This is a genomic window from Microbacterium sp. 1154 (assembly GCF_031455375.1).
Classification (GTDB): domain Bacteria; phylum Actinomycetota; class Actinomycetes; order Actinomycetales; family Microbacteriaceae; genus Microbacterium.
Genome location: NZ_JAVDSN010000003.1, coordinates 1 through 15,359 on the forward strand (window position 1 = coordinate 1; position 15,359 = coordinate 15,359).

Below are 15,359 nucleotides of genomic sequence, written 5' to 3' on the forward strand. Positions count from 1 at the left end.
ATCGTCGACGGCGTGGTGCGCGACCATGTGCGTGCCGGGGGTCAGCGCCGTGCGACGCGAGACGAGGCCGTCCCACTCCACGAGGTCCGCGCCCGGCGGCGACGCCGACCTGGAAGACTGGGACGATGTTCGTCGTCGTGGGAGTGACCGGGGGCATCGCCGCCTACAAGACCGTGAGCCTCGTGCGTCTTCTCGTCAAGGCGGGGCACGACGTGCACGTCATCCCCACCGAAGACGCGCTGCGCTTCGTCGGCCTGCCGACGTGGGAGGCGCTCAGCCGCAACCCGGTGACGACGTCGGTGCACGACGACGTCGCCCGGGTCCGGCACGTGGCCCTCGGCCAGTCCGCCGACCTGGTCATCGTCGCGCCCGCCACCGCGAACACTCTCGCCGCGATGACGGCGGGGCTCGCTTCCAACCTGCTCGGCACGACCCTTCTCGCGACGACCGCGCCCGTGGTCGTCGCCCCCGCGATGCACACCGAGATGTGGCGGCATCCGGCCACCGCCCACAACATGGACGTGCTGCGCGCCCGCGGCGTGTTCGTGGTCGGCCCTGCCGACGGCGTCCTCACCGGGGGCGACTCCGGACCCGGGCGCATGTCGGAACCCGAGGAAATCCTGGCCGCAGCCCTCGCTCTGGTCGAACGCCCGCGCGACCTCGAGGGACTCTCGTTCGTCGTGAGTGCCGGCGGCACCCGCGAGCCCATCGATCCCGTCCGCTTCCTCGGCAACCGCTCAAGCGGACGACAGGGCGTGGCGATCGCGCGAGCCGCCGCCGACCGCGGCGCGCGCGTGACGCTCGTCGCCGCGCATCTCGATGCCGACGTCCGCCCCGATCCTCGCCTCGAGGTGATCGCGGCCGGCACCGCCGATGAGCTCGGACGAGCGATGGATGCCGTAGCCCCCGACGCCGACGTCATCGTCATGGCCGCGGCGGTCGCCGACTACTCCGTCGCCCAGGTGTCGGAGCACAAGCTTCGCAAGCACGACTCCCCCGGCGGTCTCACGCTCGAGCTGCGAGAGAATCGCGACATCGTCGCGGGGCTCGCGGCTGCTCGTCGCGCGGGGCAGACGATCGTCGCCTTCGCCGCGGAGACGGTCGCCGACGATGCGGAGCTTCTCGAGCGGGCTCGCTCGAAAGCGGCCCGCAAGGGAGTCGATCTTCTGGCCGCGAATGCCGTGGGGTGGAGCCGCGGGTTCGAGACGTCCGACAACGCGCTGACGATCGTGGATGCCGCGGGTGAGATCGTCGCGACCGCATCGGGGTCGAAAGACGACACGGCGCACGCCGTGCTCGACGCCGTCCTGGCGGCGCGCGGCCGCTGAGCGAGGAGCCGTGCGGCGACCGCCGAGGCTCCAGGCCCCGACGGTCGCCTGCGGTCAGTTCTCGCTGAGACGGTCGACGGCCCCGACGATGTCGGCGACCTCGGTGCGCGAGGTGTAATCGACGTGGACGTCCGCGAAGCGGATGCGTCCGGCCCGATCGATCACGTAGACCGAGGGGAAGGGCACGCGCGCCGTCGCGTCGGCATTGCTGTCGGAGACGGCGAACCCCAGTTCCGTGTGTGCTTCCTGCGCGTGCGCGCTCGGTTCGGTGACGATTCCGAACCGGTCGGCCAGGACGTTGCCGGGGTCGGACAGCACTGTGAACCCGAGGGCGCCGTTGGTCTGGCTCTGCGCGGTTCCGTCGGCGGTTTGGGGCGAAATCGCCACGAGCCGCGCGCCCCGCTCCTCGAGAGCCGGCAGAAGGTCCTGCTGGTAGGTGCGCAGGGTGATGTTGCAGTACGGGCACCACGCGCCGCGGTAGAAGACGACGACGGTCGCGGCGTCGTCGAGGACGGACGAGAACGTGACCGTCGCACCGTCGGCGGTCAGCAGATCGGCGTCGGGAGCCGTGTCGCCCTCACCGAGCGCGCCGTCCGGCACACCGGCCGCGCGAAGCTCGCTCTGCTCCCCGGAGAAGACCGCGGCGAGACGATCGCCGATCTGCGATTCGAAGCCGACGTTGAAGTCGTCGACCTGCTGGGCGATGGATGGTGTGGACATGCGTGGCCTCCCCGGCGGAACCGACATCGGGCGTCGGTTTCAGGAGCGTATGTCGGCCAGGGAAGGCCGCGGGCGACGCTGTCGCGCGGGGGAACATTGCGTCATACAACGTCATGCGGGAAAGGCCGGAGGGGTGCTGCCGAGGCGAGAAGCAGCACCCCACGCCCCGTCAGTAGCCGTAGCTGCTGGAGAACTCGCTGCCGAGAGACACGAGCTGCGAGATCAGCACGACGGCCCAGATGATGAAGCCGATGACCACGACGACGTTGACCGCGATGGATGCCCAGATCGGGGCGAGACCCGACCCGGTGCGGCGACGCAGGACGACGCCGCGGCCGATGATGTAGACCAGCCCCGAGCCGATGGCCAGCACGAAGAAGCTGAAAGCCCAGTGGAACGGCCGATCCACGCCGCGTGCGCGCAGCTGACGCCAGTCGAGGAAGGCGAAGAGCACCGTGAGCGCCGAGACCACGATGCTCACCACCGAGGTCACCCCGGTGAGCAGCCCGGTCGCCGCATTGATCCCTGTCATCGACGCGGGGCTCGAATCGTACGAGTACACGTCGACGTAGAAGGCATCGCGGAAGTACGACGACCAGTCGAAGATGATGATGCCGAGCAGGCTGAGCAGCGGCAGGAAGACCATCAGCCACACCCACACGGTGTTGGTCTTGATGTCGCGGCGGGGAGCGGCGGTGTCGTACGCGACCGGTGGGGCGCTCGGGTAGCCGGGAGTCGCGCTGTAACCCGCGCCTGCGGCGGCCGCACCCGCACCGTACGCCGGAGCGGAGGGGTACGACGGGGCGCTCGAGAACGCGGGCGCCGACGTGTACGCCGGGGCGGCGGGAGGGTCGGCGGGGGCTGCCGGGGCGGGCGGCGTCACCGGCGGGACGCTCGCCCCGGGCGCGGTGTACTCCGTCTGCGCCGGGCCCTCCGCCGGGCTCGCCGCCGGGGTCTCCGCCGGGGCCGAAGCCGCGGGCTCGCCCTGCGGGTCGAGGCTCGCCGAGATGCCGTGCGACGATCCCTCGGCGGCGGGCGCTGCCTCGGACGAGGAGCCGTCATCGAGTCCTGCCGCGGAGCTCTGGGCCTTCGGGGAGGAGTCTTCCGACGGGGAGTCGGCTGCCGGCGGGTGCGCCTCAGCGGACGCGGGCCCGTGGGCCCCGGTGGATTCGTCGTCCGCGCGGGACACCGCCCCGGCGTCGTGCTGCTCGGATTCGGCCGGCGCCGGCTGCCCGCCGTCGGCGGAGCGCACCTCATCGGTCCAGCTCGTGCCGTTCCAGCGGCGCAGACCGCCGCCTCCGGCGGGATCGGGATACCAGCCGTCGGGCGGGGTGGGAGTGTCGGTCATGTCGTTTCCCCTGTCAGGTGCGGAACCGGGCGAGATGGCCCGAGTCTAGTGAGGGCGTCCGATGTCATCGGAAGTCTCGCGACGTGTGGGCCACCCCCACCCGGAGATCGGTGAACCCGTCGGCGACCACGTTGGTCACCCCCTCGACCGAGCGCTCGAGCATCCCTCGGACGATGAGGGCGGGTGATTCGCGGGCGACCCGGCGATACCTGTTCCACACCCCGACGGAGCAGATGATGTTCATCAGCCCGTGCTCATCTTCGAGGTTAAGGAACGTGATCCCGGATGCCGTGGCCGGCCGTTGCCGGTGCGTGACGAGCCCCGCCACCTCGATGCGCCGATCGGTGGCGAAGGTGCGCAGTTCGCGCGAGGTCAGCACCCCGCGGGCGTCGAGCGCGGCACGGAAGTGGGTCAGCGGATGGTCGTCGGCCGACAGACCCGTCGCCCACAGATCGGATGCGAGGATCTCATAGCTCGACGGATCGGTGAACAACGGCGGCTGCACGGCGACCAGCGAGTCGGGGAGGAACTCCGGGCGATCCAGAGCGGCCGAGCCCGACAGCCAGATCGCCTCGCGCCGCGTGTGCCCGAGGCACTCGAACGCCCCGGCCGTGGCGAGGGCCTCGAGCTGCGCGGTCACCAGCCCCGTACGGCGCACGAGGTCACGCAGGTCGCGGTAGTCGCCATGGGCGTCTCGCTCGGTGACGATGCGCTCGGCGATCTTGGCGCCAATCCCGGTGACCCCGGCCAGCCCGAGACGCACGGCGAATCCTCCGTCGCGGCGATGGGCGAGGGACTCGTCGGCTTCGGACGGGTCGAACTCCCCCGTCGGCGGGTGGATCGCGTGCGCACAGGCGTCGAGCCCGGTCGGCTCGCTCGGCCCGGCGGCATCCGCCCGCTCTGTCCCGGCCCGACCCGGCGTATCATCAAGGCCCTCGAGGGTCGCCTCGACCCCCGAACGCAGCAGGTCGGGTCGACGCACCTGCACCCCGTGCCGACGGGCGTCGGCGGTGAGCGTGGCGGGTGAGTAGAACCCCATGGGCTGCGCGCGCAGGAGACCCGCGAGGAACGCCGCCGGGTAGTGCAGCTTGATCCAGGAGCTGGCGTAGACCAACAGGGCGAACGACAGCGAGTGCGACTCCGCGAAACCGAAGTTGGCGAACGCCTGGATCTTGGCGTACAACTCGTCGGCGACCTGCCCCACCAGGCCGTTCTCGGCCATGCCCGCGTACAGCGTCTCGCGGAGGGAATCGATGCGCTCGAGTCCTCGCTTGGAGCCCATGGCCCGGCGGAGCAGATCGGCGTCTTCGGCGGAGCAGTTGCCGATGGCGACGGCCATCTGCATCAGCTGCTCTTGGAACACCGGCACCCCCATCGTGCGGGCGAGCACGGGCTCGAGCTTCGGGTGCACATAGGTGATCTTTTCCTGCCCGAGCTTGCGGCGGACGAACGGGTGCACCGCCCCGCCCTGGATGGGTCCGGGGCGGATGAGGGCGATCTGCACCACCAGGTCGTAGAACACGCGCGGCTGCAGTCGGGGCAGCAAACCCATCTGCGCGCGCGACTCCACCTGGAACACCCCGATCGAGTCGGCGCGGCACAGCATGTCGTAGACCGCCTTCTCTTCCTTGGGCAGCGTCGACAGCTCCCAGTCCTCGCCCGTCGCCCCGCGGATGAGGTCGAAGCAGTACTGCAGGGCTGCGAGCATGCCGAGGCCCAGCAGGTCGAATTTGACCAACCCCATCCACGCGGCGTCGTCTTTGTCCCACTGGATGACCGTGCGGTTCTCCATGCGCGCGTGCTCGATGGGAACGACCTCCCCCACCGGACGGTCGGTGAGCACCATGCCCCCCGAGTGGATGCCGAGGTGTCGCGGCGCCTTCAGCAGCTCCGACGCGAACTCGATGACCTGGTCGGGGATGTCGTGGTCGGCACCGGTCTCGAGCGTCGCGCCCCACCGCTCGACCTGCTTCGACCAGGCGTCCTGCTGCCCCGGGGAGTGCCCGAGGGCTCGGGCCATGTCGCGCACGGCGTTCTTCGGTCGGTATTGGATGACGTTCGCCACCTGCGCCGCACGCTCGCGCCCGTACTCGCCGTAGACCCACTGGATGATCTCTTCGCGACGGTCGGAGTCGAAGTCGACGTCGATGTCGGGCTCTTCGTCGCGCAGGCTCGACAGGAACCGCTCGAACGGCAGCTTGTAGTAGATCGAGTCGATCGCGGTGATGTCGAGCAGGTAGCAGACCGCACTGTTGGCCGCCGACCCGCGCCCCTGGCACAGGATGCCGCGTCGACGCGCCTCGGCGACGATGCCGTAGACGATGAGGAAATAGCCCGGGAAGTCCTTCATCTCGATGACGTCCAGTTCGCGCTCGATGCGCCGCCGGTCGTCATCGGAGAGGTTCGGGTACTTCCGGGGGACGGCCTCCCACACCAGATGTCGCAGCCACGACATGGGTGTGTGCCCCTCGGGGACTTTCTGCTTCGGAAGCGCGGGCTTCACCCGACGAAGCGGAAAAGCGATCTCGTCGGCGAGCTCGACCGTCCGAGCGACCGCTCCGGGATACCGCCGGAACCGCGCCGCCATCTCGACCCCCGAACGCAGATGCGCTCCGGCGTGGGCGGGGAGCCAGCCGTCGAGCTCGTCGAGCCCGCGGTTGGCCCGCACCGCGGCGACGGCGGCCGCGAGCAGCTCCTTCTGCGGAGCGGCGTAGTGCACGTTGTTGGTGGCGAGGATCGGCAGGCCCCGCTCGGCGGCGAGACCGGCGAGCACGTCGTTGCGACGGGAATCGAGCGGATCGCCCTGGTCCATCAACTCGACGTAGACCGCTTCCGCGCCGAACAGGTCGATGAGCGTGTCGAGTTCTCGCGCGGCTCCGGCCGGGCCCTCGAAAGCAAGGGCCTGACGCACCGCTCCCTTGCGGCATCCGGTGAGCACCGCCCACTGCGGGTCGCCCGGTCCTCCGGCCCGCTCGGCGAGGTCTTCGAGGTCGTAGACCGGTCGGCCCTTCTCGGCGCCGGTGAGCTGAGCGTGGGTGATCGCCGCGGCGAGCCGGTGGTACCCCTCTTCCCCACGGGCGAGGACGAGGAGGTGCGAACCCATCGGGTCGGCCTCACCGTTCTGGGGACCGGCGAGCCCGAGCGAGAGCTCCGCGCCGAAGACGGTGTTCACCGCCCGCTGCTCGGCGGCCTCGGCGAAGCGCACGATGCCGTAGAAGCCGTCGTGGTCGGTGAGGGCGAGCGCGTGCAGGCCCAGACGTTCGGCCTCTTCGACGAGCTCTTCGGGAGAGGACGCACCGTCGAGGAACGAGTACGACGAGTGCGCGTGCAGTTCGGCGTAGGGCACGGTGTCGGCCGGTCGGTCGATCGAGGGCGGCACGTAGGCGCCGCGCTTGTGCGACCATGCCGGGCTGTCGCCTCCGTCGCCGTTCGGCGGGGCCCCGGTGGGACGGCGGGAGTCACTGAGCAGGCGCTCGAGCTCCGACCACTTGACGGGAGGGTTGGTCCAGCCCATCAGCGCACCCCGATCCCGAGGCCGGATCGCTGGTCAGTCATACCGCCCCTCCGCCCGCCACTCGCCCTCTTCCACCACCAGGAGCCACGCACCGCCATCGGCGTCCACCACCTGGAAGCGGTGTGCCTTGCGTGCGCGCAATGCGTCCCACCCCCGCTCGCTGATCGGCCACGGGCCCGCCCACTCGCTGATACGGCGTCGCTGCCCCGCGGTCTCGAGGACCGCGGGCGGAGCGCTCAGGACGTCGCGCTCCCCCACCGTGACCGGAGCCCCCGCGATATCGGTGACCCCCACCAGACGCGGCTCGGGGTAGACGGTGGCGGGCAGGGGGTCGGGGAGGCTGCCGGGCCACGGCCGGGTCCGCACCTTCTCGGTGACCGCGCGGTCCCCCCACGGCACGAGCACTTGACGCTCGGCGAGCCAGCGCCCACCGCCGATCGTCGGGGTCACGACCCCGCGGTGTCCGAGCATGGCCTGCACGCGCGAGAGGGCGTGGTGCACGCGCTCGTCGGGTCCGGCCCCGAACAGCCCCTTGGCGTGGTGCGCCGCGGCGTCGACGGCCTCGGGTTCGATGTGCACGCCCGCCACGCCGCTGCCGAAGATGCCCTGGGCGTCTTCGGCGAGCTGCCAGCGCACGCGGTCGACCACCCCCGCGGCATCGAACGAACCGGGGTGCAGCCAGACACGCTCGCTGCGCTCGCCCCGTTCCCCCGTGAGCACGACCCGCAGCTCCGTGCACACGAGGTCGTGCGCGCCGAGCTGGGCGATGAATTCCTCGGCCGCCACGCGCATGCCGAACGCGATCTGGTCGGCGAGCTCGAGCGGTGGTTCGAACGCGACATCGCGGTGCAACTCGGGCGGGGGTGTGCGCGGCTGGACCGGTTGGGAATCGAGTCCCCCGGCGAGCGCGTGCAGGCGCACGCCCCTCTCGCCGAAACGCTCTCGTACTCGTTCGACCGAGAGCCCGGCCAGCTCTCCCAGGGTGTGCACGCCCAACCGCGACAGCAGGCTGCCGAACTCGTCGTCGTCGAGGGTCGCGATCGAGAGGGGCGCGAGGAAAGCTCCGGCCTCGCCGGGTTCGACGATGCGGACGGGGTCGTCGGCCGCAGCCGAACGAGCGGCCTGCTCGGCGGTGAACACCCCGTCGGCGACGCTCGCACGCACGCCGGCGAACCCGTCGTCGTCGAGCTGACGGATCAGCATCCGAGCCGCCTCGAGTTCGCCGCCGTAGTACCGCGCCGGCCCCCGCGCCCGAAGAGCGCAGAGCCCCGGCCGCACGACATGCACCCCGGGCGCGCGCTCCTCGATCCGGGCGACCACCGGGGCGAACGCCCGCACGTCCCGTACCGGGTCGGCCGGCACCACCTGCAGCCCGGGGCACAACGCCTGCGCGTCACGGCGCTTCTGCCCGCGGCGTACGCCCTGTGCGCGAGCCGCCCACGAGCACGCGATGACGAGGTTGTGCGCGAACACCGCCACCGCGGCATCCGGTCGAGGAGGACTGACGGCCTCGCTCACGAACGCCGTGATGGGCCAGTCGGGGAACCACAGCACGAGGCTGCGCGTCGGGGCCTGCATCACCCCACCGCCCGCACCGGGAACGCGGTGCGCTCGCGCGGAACCAGACGCTCGGCCGGAGCGCCCAGCAGCTCGATCGACCCGTCGGCCGCGGGCAGCAGCATGCGGGCGCGCCGGGGGTTCGGCGAACGGCGGCTGGTCACCGACACGGTCAGTTCGCGACCAGCCAGATACCCGTGCCCCTGGCCGAGCCCCGACCATCGGGGGTCGGCCACGTCGATCACGGCCTCGGCCTGGGGCCAGGCTCCCTGCACCAGCAGGACCGACCCGCGATCGCGCAGGCGAGCGGCCAGTCGCGTGGTCTCGGCACCCCCGCGCGCGGCCGTCGATCCCGAGGGAGGGCGCACGGCCACCACGGGGAGCACCTCGGTGATCGTCGCCGTCACGGCCAGCCACCGGGGACCCGGATCGGGGATGAACACGAGACGGTCGAGATCGAGACCGTACTTCTCTGCGGCCTCGGCGCCGAGCTCGGGCATGCCGATCACCCCGCACCACGCCCCGTCTTGGGAGGGACGGGCCATGAGCGCCAGCAGAAGAGAGGCCGAGCGGGTCAGCGCGTACGCCGACCCCGGCCGCAGGCCCCCACCGGGTAGCAACGACGAGAACGCCGGGTGCGTCGGCAGGACGGGGGCGTCCATGCGGCGCCCCTGCATGCGCTCGAGGCGATCGCGCAGCGCATGGATATCGGGTACGGCCTGTACCTGGTCTCTCACGATCGCCCTCACTCCCACAGGTTAGAACATCTGTTCGATGACCTCAATCCCTGTGGGTCGAAGATACGATCGACCTCCGACATCGCGCGGAAAGCGCCGATCGCGGAACGAAAAGCGCGCGCGGGCTCGCCGACACCCCGCCGAGGACGGCTCCGCGCACACGCCGTTTCAGACCAGATCGGTCGTCGCGGTGATCCGCGCGAACCCTCCCTGCTGCAGCACGACGGCCGTGTTCGCCATGAGTTCGGCGGCCGTGCGGGTGACGGTCCCGAGCCCCGCGATCTCTCCGCTCAGGTCGAAGGTGCGCGTGGCATCCAGCACCACGGTGACGTCGTAGCCGAGGTTTCCCGCCATGCGCGCGGTCGTCTCGACGCACATGTTCGTCTGGATGCCGCAGATCACCAGTTCCCGGATGCCGCGCTCGCCCAGCCAAGCGTGCAGGTCGGGGTCTCCGTAGAACGCCGAGTTGACGCTCTTCGACACGACGAGGTCCGCCGGGGCGTCGGCGACCACCTCCACGAGGGCGTTGCCCTCGGCATCGGGGTGAAGGGGGGAACCGGGAGAGGCCGAATCGTGCCGCACGACGACGATCGGCTCCTCCGCCCGGCGCCAGGCGTCGATCAGCGAGGCGACGTTGCGTTCGCAGTCGGGATTCGCGGTCGGCCCCCAGAAGGCGAGGTCGTCGAACCCCTGCTGCATGTCGATGACGAGGAGAGCTCGGGTCATGCACCCATCTCACCACCCGAGCGGTGCTCCTCGGCCCGAGGAGACGAAGCCTGTCGTTTCGGTCGCTCGCACGTCAAGGACTGTGCGGGTGAACTTTTTCTCAAAGAGGATGAAAAGTAGACGGAAAGGTTCACAAACGTGATCGTCGAAACCACCATTCATCGCGACGACCTGCGACGAGAGGTTCGGCGTCGAGAGCTGTCGAAGGCGCGACGTCTCGCTCTCGTGCGAATCATCGTGATCCTGTCGGCCGCCACGGGACTCAACTACATCACGTGGCGCTGGCTCGCCTCGGTGAACTGGGAGTCCTGGTGGATCGCCGTCCCCCTCGTCCTCGCCGAGACCTACAGCCTCATCGACTCCCTGCTGTTCGGCCTGGGGGCGTGGCGACTCCGCGAGCGCCACGACGCTCCCCCGCTCCGGCACGACGTCACGGTCGACGTGCTCGTGACCACCTACAACGAGCCCCTCGACCTCGTGATGCACACCGCCCGCGCGGCGAAAGCGATCCGCTACCCGCACGAGACGTGGATCCTCGACGACGGCGATCGCCCCGAGCTGCGCGCCCTCGCCGAGGCCGAGGGCATCGGGGTGGTCACCCGCTCAGAGGCGTGGCGGGACCGCCCGCGCCACGCGAAGGCCGGCAACCTCAACAACGCCCTCATGGTGACCGAGGGCGAGTTCCTTCTGATCCTGGATGCCGATCAGGTGCCGTCCCCCGATATCCTCGACCGCACCCTCGGGTGGTTCGAAGACGACACCGTCGCGCTGGTCCAGACGCCCCAGTGGTTCGTGAACGTGCCCGTGAGCGACCCGCTGGGGAGCCAGGCCCCGTTGTTCTACGGCCCCATCCAGCAATCCAAGGACGGCTGGAACGCCGCCTTCTTCTGCGGGTCGAACGCGATCCTCCGCCGCGAGGCCATGATGCAACTGGGCGTCTCGCGCTACGTCGGCGAGGTCACCCTCGCGGTGAACCGTGGCATCCGCTCCTCCCGTCGGGTTCTCGCCCGTGCTCGCCGCGAGCACGTCTCCGATCCCCGCATCACGGCATCCCTCGACGCGGTCGGGCGAGCCCTCGACGATCTGAAGTCGGGGATCGCCCGCGGGGACGCTCTGGCGGATCTGACGTTCGCGTTCCAGCGCCGCATCGTCGAGGTGCGCCGAGAGCTCGCCGACCAGGACATCGCGAGCGTGCGCGCCGAACTCGCCGAGCTGGCCGAGGTCACCGGCGACCCCGCCGCTCTAGCCGCCGTCGACGACCTCGCCCTCGACGCCCTCGGCGAGCGCAGCCTGTCGCCGCTGGCCGCGGTGGAGTCGGTGAGCATGCTCGTGGAGTCCTTCGACGTCGGACGCGAAGAGGAGGCCCAGGCGATCATGCCCCTGGCCACCATCTCGGTCACCGAGGACATGGCGACCTCGATGCGCCTGCACGGCCTCGGGTGGACGTCGGTCTACCACGACGAGGTCCTCGCGAAGGGACTCGCCCCCGAGGACCTGCCCACCATGCTCACCCAGCGCCTGCGTTGGGCCCAGGGCACCATGCAGGTCATGTTCCGTGAGAATCCGCTGGTGCAGAAGGGCCTCAGCTGGGGTCAGCGCTTGATGTACTTCGGCACCATGTGGAGCTACCTGTCCGGGTTCGCGGCGGTCGTCTACGTCGCCGCCCCCGTGCTGTATCTGTCGTTCGGGGTCATGCCCGTGCAGGCGTGGAGCGTGGACTTCTTCGCCCGCTTCATCCCGTTCTTCGTCATCAACCAGGTGCTCTTCCTCGTCGTCGCGAACGGACGCCCCACCTGGCGCGGCGCGCAGTACTCGTTGGCGCTCTTCCCCGTGTGGATCCGTGCGGTGACCAGCGCGTTCGACAACGTCTACCGCGGTCGCTCGCTCGGCTTCTCAGTGACCCCGAAGACGCGCTCGCTCGAGAACCGCCCGCGGTGGGATCTGGTGAAGCCGCAGCTGTGGGTGATGGGCGCCATGATCGCCTCCCTCGGTGTCGTGGCGATCCGCTATGCCGCCGGTCAGGCCGAGGGCATCGCTCCCCTGATCAACATCGCGTGGGTCCTCTACGACCTCGCCGTCTTCAGCATCATCGTGCGCGCGGTGCTGTACTCCGCTTCCGATCACCAACCGAAGGGTTACTGACATGCTCCAGGTCGACATCGACGCCCGAGACGGGGGTACCGTCGTCATCCCCCGAGGCCGACTCACCATGGTCTCGGCGAAGACGTTCCGCGAGACCGTGACCGCCGAGATCGACCGTGGGGCGGGTGGAATCGTCGTGGTCGACCTCTCGCAGACCGAGTTCGTCGATTCGTCGGGGCTCGGCGCCCTCGTATCGTGCCTGAAGGTCGCGCGACAGTCGGGCGGCGACCTGCGTCTGGCCGCGCCGTCCGAGCAGGTCACGATGGTTCTGGGTCTGACCAATCTCGATCGCGTGCTGCGTCCGCGCCCCAGCGTCGACGAGGCCCTCCGTGGCTGATTCGACCGCCCACCGCTCGCTCGACGCCGCGGTCGCGCCGGCGAGCCTGGAGGCGGTGTTCGAGCTGCTCGCCGCGTGGTGGTCCGAGGTAGGCGAGGTCCCCGCCGCGACTCGTCTCGGTTTCGAGACCGCCGTCATCGAGATCGCCGGCAACGTCGTCGAACATTCGCGGGGGGATGCCGATGAGCGCCGGTTCACCCTGGAGCTGTTCGCGGATTCCAGGGTGATCCGGGCCACGTTCCGCGACGACGGCGATCCTCCCCTCCTCGATCTGGACGCCGTGCGTATGGCCGGCGAGGAGGAGGTCAGCGGCCGGGGCCTCGCTCTCGCCCGTGCGAGCGTCGACGACGTGGCTCTCGACCGTGATGGCGACCGGAACGTGTGGACCCTGGAGTCGAGAAGAACGTGAGACGGATCGGACAGCGGGTCGCGGCGGCTCTGGGGCTCACCGCCGCGCTCCTTCTGACCGTGGCGGCTCCGGCCGCCGCCGCAGTCCCCACCGAAGACGGCGTATGGTTCGGGGCCGAGCTCAACTGGGGAGACGACGGCCCGGACGGCTACCGTGGTCGACTCGGCGAACAGCCCGCGATGTATACCGTTCGCCTGTCGTATCCCCTCGACGACCGGGCGATCTCCGAGTGGGAGCGCGCGGCGACACAGGTCGCCGGTCAGGGTGCCGCCCTCGTCCTCACTCTCGAGCCCTCCATATCCCTCGACCGGCTCACCGACGCCGACGCGGCCGATCTCAATTCCCATCTCGAGAATTTCCGGGCGCAGTACGACGCGGTGCAGTTCGTGCGCTTCGCCCCCGAGATGAACGGGTCGTGGGTGTCGTGGGGACAGCAGCCGACCGCCTATGTCCGCGCCTTCGAACGAGTGGCCGAGGTGGTGCACGCGGGATCGTCGCGGGCCGAGACCGTGTGGAGCCCCTCGTACGCCGCGGGCTATCCCTTCGAACGCGCGGACGGCCGACTCGACACCCTGATGACGAGCGACCGCCTCACCCTCGACACCGACGGAGACGGGCTCTTCTCCGAAGCCGACGACCCGTACGGCCCGTACTTCCCCGACCCCGACGCGGTCGATCGCGTCGGACTGACGATGTATTACTTCGGCAAGGGCGAGTCGGCGGCCGCCGCCGGACGTGACGTCCCGCTCGAAACGAACAGCGCCCCCGACGAGGGCGAGGTCGCCGCGCGCTTCGACGAGAGCTGGGGCTACGCCACCGGCCAGCGCACATCGTTCTACGACCGCTTCGCCGTCGCCGAGGACAAGCCCATGCTCCTCGACACCGGTGCGCTCTACGACTTCGGCCGCGAGGGTGACACCGAGCTCGCGGTCAAGCAGGGGTGGTGGCGGCAGATCCTGGCCGAACTCCCCGACCACCCTCTCCTCACGGGGGTCACCTGGCTCGAGGTCGTCCGCGAGGAGGCGGAGGCGGGTGGTCAGGTCGTCGATTGGCGGGCGACGGCGAACGGTGAGCTCGCCGGATCGCTTCGGGCGGACCTCGATGCCGCAGGGCTCATCCGCTGGGGCCCGGTCACGACCGTCATCACCCCGGAACAGGCCTCCGCGGCGACGGTCCAGGTCCGCCAGGGCGGCGCCGAGCCGGATGAAGAGATGAACTGGATCACCGGCAGCGCCGCGGTGCTGGCCGTGGCCTTCCTGGCATCCGGCATCGTCGGGCGTGCCGTGCCGAAGTGGCGGTACGACGACTCCTCCGCGAGCCGGGATCTGCGCATCGACATGGTGCGCGGCTTCATCATCGTGGTCGTGGTGGTCACGCACATCGAGGTCACCAGCCCCTTCGCCTATGCATCGCTCAAGGCGATCGGCGCGATCACCGGCGCCGAGCTCTTCGTCCTGCTCAGCGGCATCGTCCTGGGGATGGTCTTCCCGGCCGCCATCGCGCGCGGGGGTGAGTGGGCCGCCGCCCTCGCCGCATGGGCTCGCGCACGCAAGCAGTATCTCGTCGCCCTGGCCGTGATCCTGCTGATCTTCGCCGTCGGTTTCGTCCCCTTCGTCGACACCACCGCAATCACCACCTTCACCGACCGGGGTACGGGCGAAGGGGGCACCGGAGACAGCGGCCGCGTCTACGACCTCTACCCCAACGCGGAACGCCTGCTCGACTACCCACCGCCCTGGTACGCGGTTCGGCAGTTCCTCCTGCTCGAGATGGGCCCGTGGCCGTTCAACATCATGGGCCTGTTCGTGGTGCTGAGCCTGGCCTATCCCGCCCTCATGTGGTTGATCCGACGCAAGATGTGGTGGCTCGTCCTCGCCCTGAGCTGGGGCGTCTACGCGGTGCACTATGTGGCGCCCGGTGCGCTGAGCCTCCCCTCGCAGTTCGATGCGGTCTTCCCCCTGGCCCTCTGGCAGGTGCTGTTCACGCACGGTCTGGTGATCGGTTACTACCGGCGACAGATCATCCGCGCCCTCACCTCGATCCCGGGCAAGATCGGCGTCGGTGTGTTCGTCGTCGGCTACGCGGGTTTCCTCGTGTACCTCTGGGCCGGTCAGACCTACGGCTTCACGCCCGTCCCGTTCCCCGCCGACCTCTACGGTTCGCTCTACGATTCGGGGTACCAGCGCATCTTCCTCGAATGGGGACGCCTGCTCGATCTGCCCCTCGTGATCGTGTGCTCGTACGCGGTGCTCACGGTGGCGTGGAAGCCGCTGTACAAGAGCATGGGCTGGCTGTGGATCCCCCTCGGCCAGGCGAGCCTCTACGTGTTCATCGTGCACGTGTTCTTCGTGCTCGCCGTCGCGAACATCCCCGGCCTCGACCGCGGCAGCATATGGCAGGGAACGCTCATCCACAGCGTCGTGATCGGACTCATCCTCTTCATGGTCCGAAAGCGATTCCTCTTCTCCGTCATCCCGCTGACGTTGGAGCAGACCCAGGATGCCGTCACCCCGAAGACCGTGATCGGTTCGCCGGGGTGAC

11 protein-coding genes are annotated in these 15,359 nt (G+C 70.0%); 5 read left to right on the forward strand and 6 right to left on the reverse strand.

Annotated features, from left to right (window positions below):
- Positions 1-125 precede the first annotated feature (125 nt).
- Positions 126-1,328, forward strand: a complete 1,203-nt coding sequence (gene coaBC / locus J2X55_RS11620) for a bifunctional phosphopantothenoylcysteine decarboxylase/phosphopantothenate--cysteine ligase CoaBC (protein ID WP_309823578.1) — start codon at positions 126-128, stop codon at positions 1,326-1,328.
- 54 nt (positions 1,329-1,382) lie between these two features.
- Here the strand turns inward: coaBC and J2X55_RS11625 are convergent, their stop codons facing one another.
- The 6 genes from J2X55_RS11625 to J2X55_RS11650 form a co-directional block, all read right to left on the reverse strand.
- Entirely contained in the window at positions 1,383-2,048 is a 666-nt protein-coding gene (locus J2X55_RS11625; protein WP_115918997.1) for a peroxiredoxin-like family protein, read from the reverse strand.
- Between the two features lie 169 nt (positions 2,049-2,217).
- The gene (locus J2X55_RS11630) at positions 2,218-3,396 is read right to left on the reverse strand and encodes a DUF2510 domain-containing protein (protein ID WP_309823580.1); all 1,179 of its coding nucleotides are present in this window, start codon (positions 3,394-3,396) and stop codon (positions 2,218-2,220) included.
- Between the two features lie 64 nt (positions 3,397-3,460).
- Entirely contained in the window at positions 3,461-6,910 is a 3,450-nt protein-coding gene (locus J2X55_RS11635) for an error-prone DNA polymerase (protein WP_309823581.1), read from the reverse strand.
- A 33-nt stretch (positions 6,911-6,943) separates the two neighbouring features.
- Complete coding sequence (locus J2X55_RS11640; RefSeq protein ID WP_309823583.1) at positions 6,944-8,488, reverse strand: DNA polymerase Y family protein; 1,545 nt, start codon at positions 8,486-8,488, stop codon at positions 6,944-6,946.
- Positions 8,488-9,204, reverse strand: coding sequence for a hypothetical protein (locus J2X55_RS11645; protein WP_115919912.1), 717 nt, complete (start codon positions 9,202-9,204; stop codon positions 8,488-8,490). Before J2X55_RS11645 ends, J2X55_RS11640 begins: the two co-directional genes overlap by 1 nt.
- Before the next feature lie 168 nt (positions 9,205-9,372).
- The gene (locus J2X55_RS11650) at positions 9,373-9,930 is read right to left on the reverse strand and encodes a cysteine hydrolase family protein (protein ID WP_115919003.1); all 558 of its coding nucleotides are present in this window, start codon (positions 9,928-9,930) and stop codon (positions 9,373-9,375) included.
- Between the two features lie 225 nt (positions 9,931-10,155).
- Between J2X55_RS11650 and J2X55_RS11655 the strand changes: the two genes are divergently transcribed.
- The 4 genes from J2X55_RS11655 to opgC are packed head-to-tail and all read left to right on the forward strand — an operon-like array spanning position 10,156 to position 15,358.
- Complete coding sequence (locus tag J2X55_RS11655; protein ID WP_309824026.1) at positions 10,156-12,072, forward strand: glycosyltransferase family 2 protein; 1,917 nt, start codon at positions 10,156-10,158, stop codon at positions 12,070-12,072.
- Position 12,073: 1 nt separating this feature from the next.
- Positions 12,074-12,409 (forward strand): STAS domain-containing protein, encoded by a 336-nt coding sequence (locus J2X55_RS11660; protein ID WP_115919005.1) that lies wholly within the window; start codon positions 12,074-12,076, stop codon positions 12,407-12,409.
- Positions 12,402-12,818, forward strand: coding sequence for an ATP-binding protein (locus J2X55_RS11665; RefSeq protein WP_210111979.1), 417 nt, complete (start codon positions 12,402-12,404; stop codon positions 12,816-12,818). The genes J2X55_RS11660 and J2X55_RS11665 overlap by 8 nt, the downstream gene beginning before the upstream one ends.
- The gene (opgC, locus tag J2X55_RS11670) at positions 12,815-15,358 is read left to right on the forward strand and encodes an OpgC domain-containing protein (RefSeq protein WP_309823587.1); all 2,544 of its coding nucleotides are present in this window, start codon (positions 12,815-12,817) and stop codon (positions 15,356-15,358) included. The genes J2X55_RS11665 and opgC overlap by 4 nt, the downstream gene beginning before the upstream one ends.
- Position 15,359: the final 1 nt, after the last annotated feature.

Coding starts and splice junctions, on each gene's coding strand:
- coaBC (WP_309823578.1), top strand. CDS start 126: ATGTTCGTCGTCGTGGGAGTGACCGGGGGCATCGCCGCCTACAAGACC.
- J2X55_RS11625 (WP_115918997.1), bottom strand. CDS start 2,048: ATGTCCACACCATCCATCGCCCAGCAGGTCGACGACTTCAACGTCGGC.
- J2X55_RS11630 (WP_309823580.1), bottom strand. CDS start 3,396: ATGACCGACACTCCCACCCCGCCCGACGGCTGGTATCCCGATCCCGCC.
- J2X55_RS11635 (WP_309823581.1), bottom strand. CDS start 6,910: ATGGGCTGGACCAACCCTCCCGTCAAGTGGTCGGAGCTCGAGCGCCTG.
- J2X55_RS11640 (WP_309823583.1), bottom strand. CDS start 8,488: ATGCAGGCCCCGACGCGCAGCCTCGTGCTGTGGTTCCCCGACTGGCCC.
- J2X55_RS11650 (WP_115919003.1), bottom strand. CDS start 9,930: ATGACCCGAGCTCTCCTCGTCATCGACATGCAGCAGGGGTTCGACGAC.
- J2X55_RS11660 (WP_115919005.1), top strand. CDS start 12,074: ATGCTCCAGGTCGACATCGACGCCCGAGACGGGGGTACCGTCGTCATC.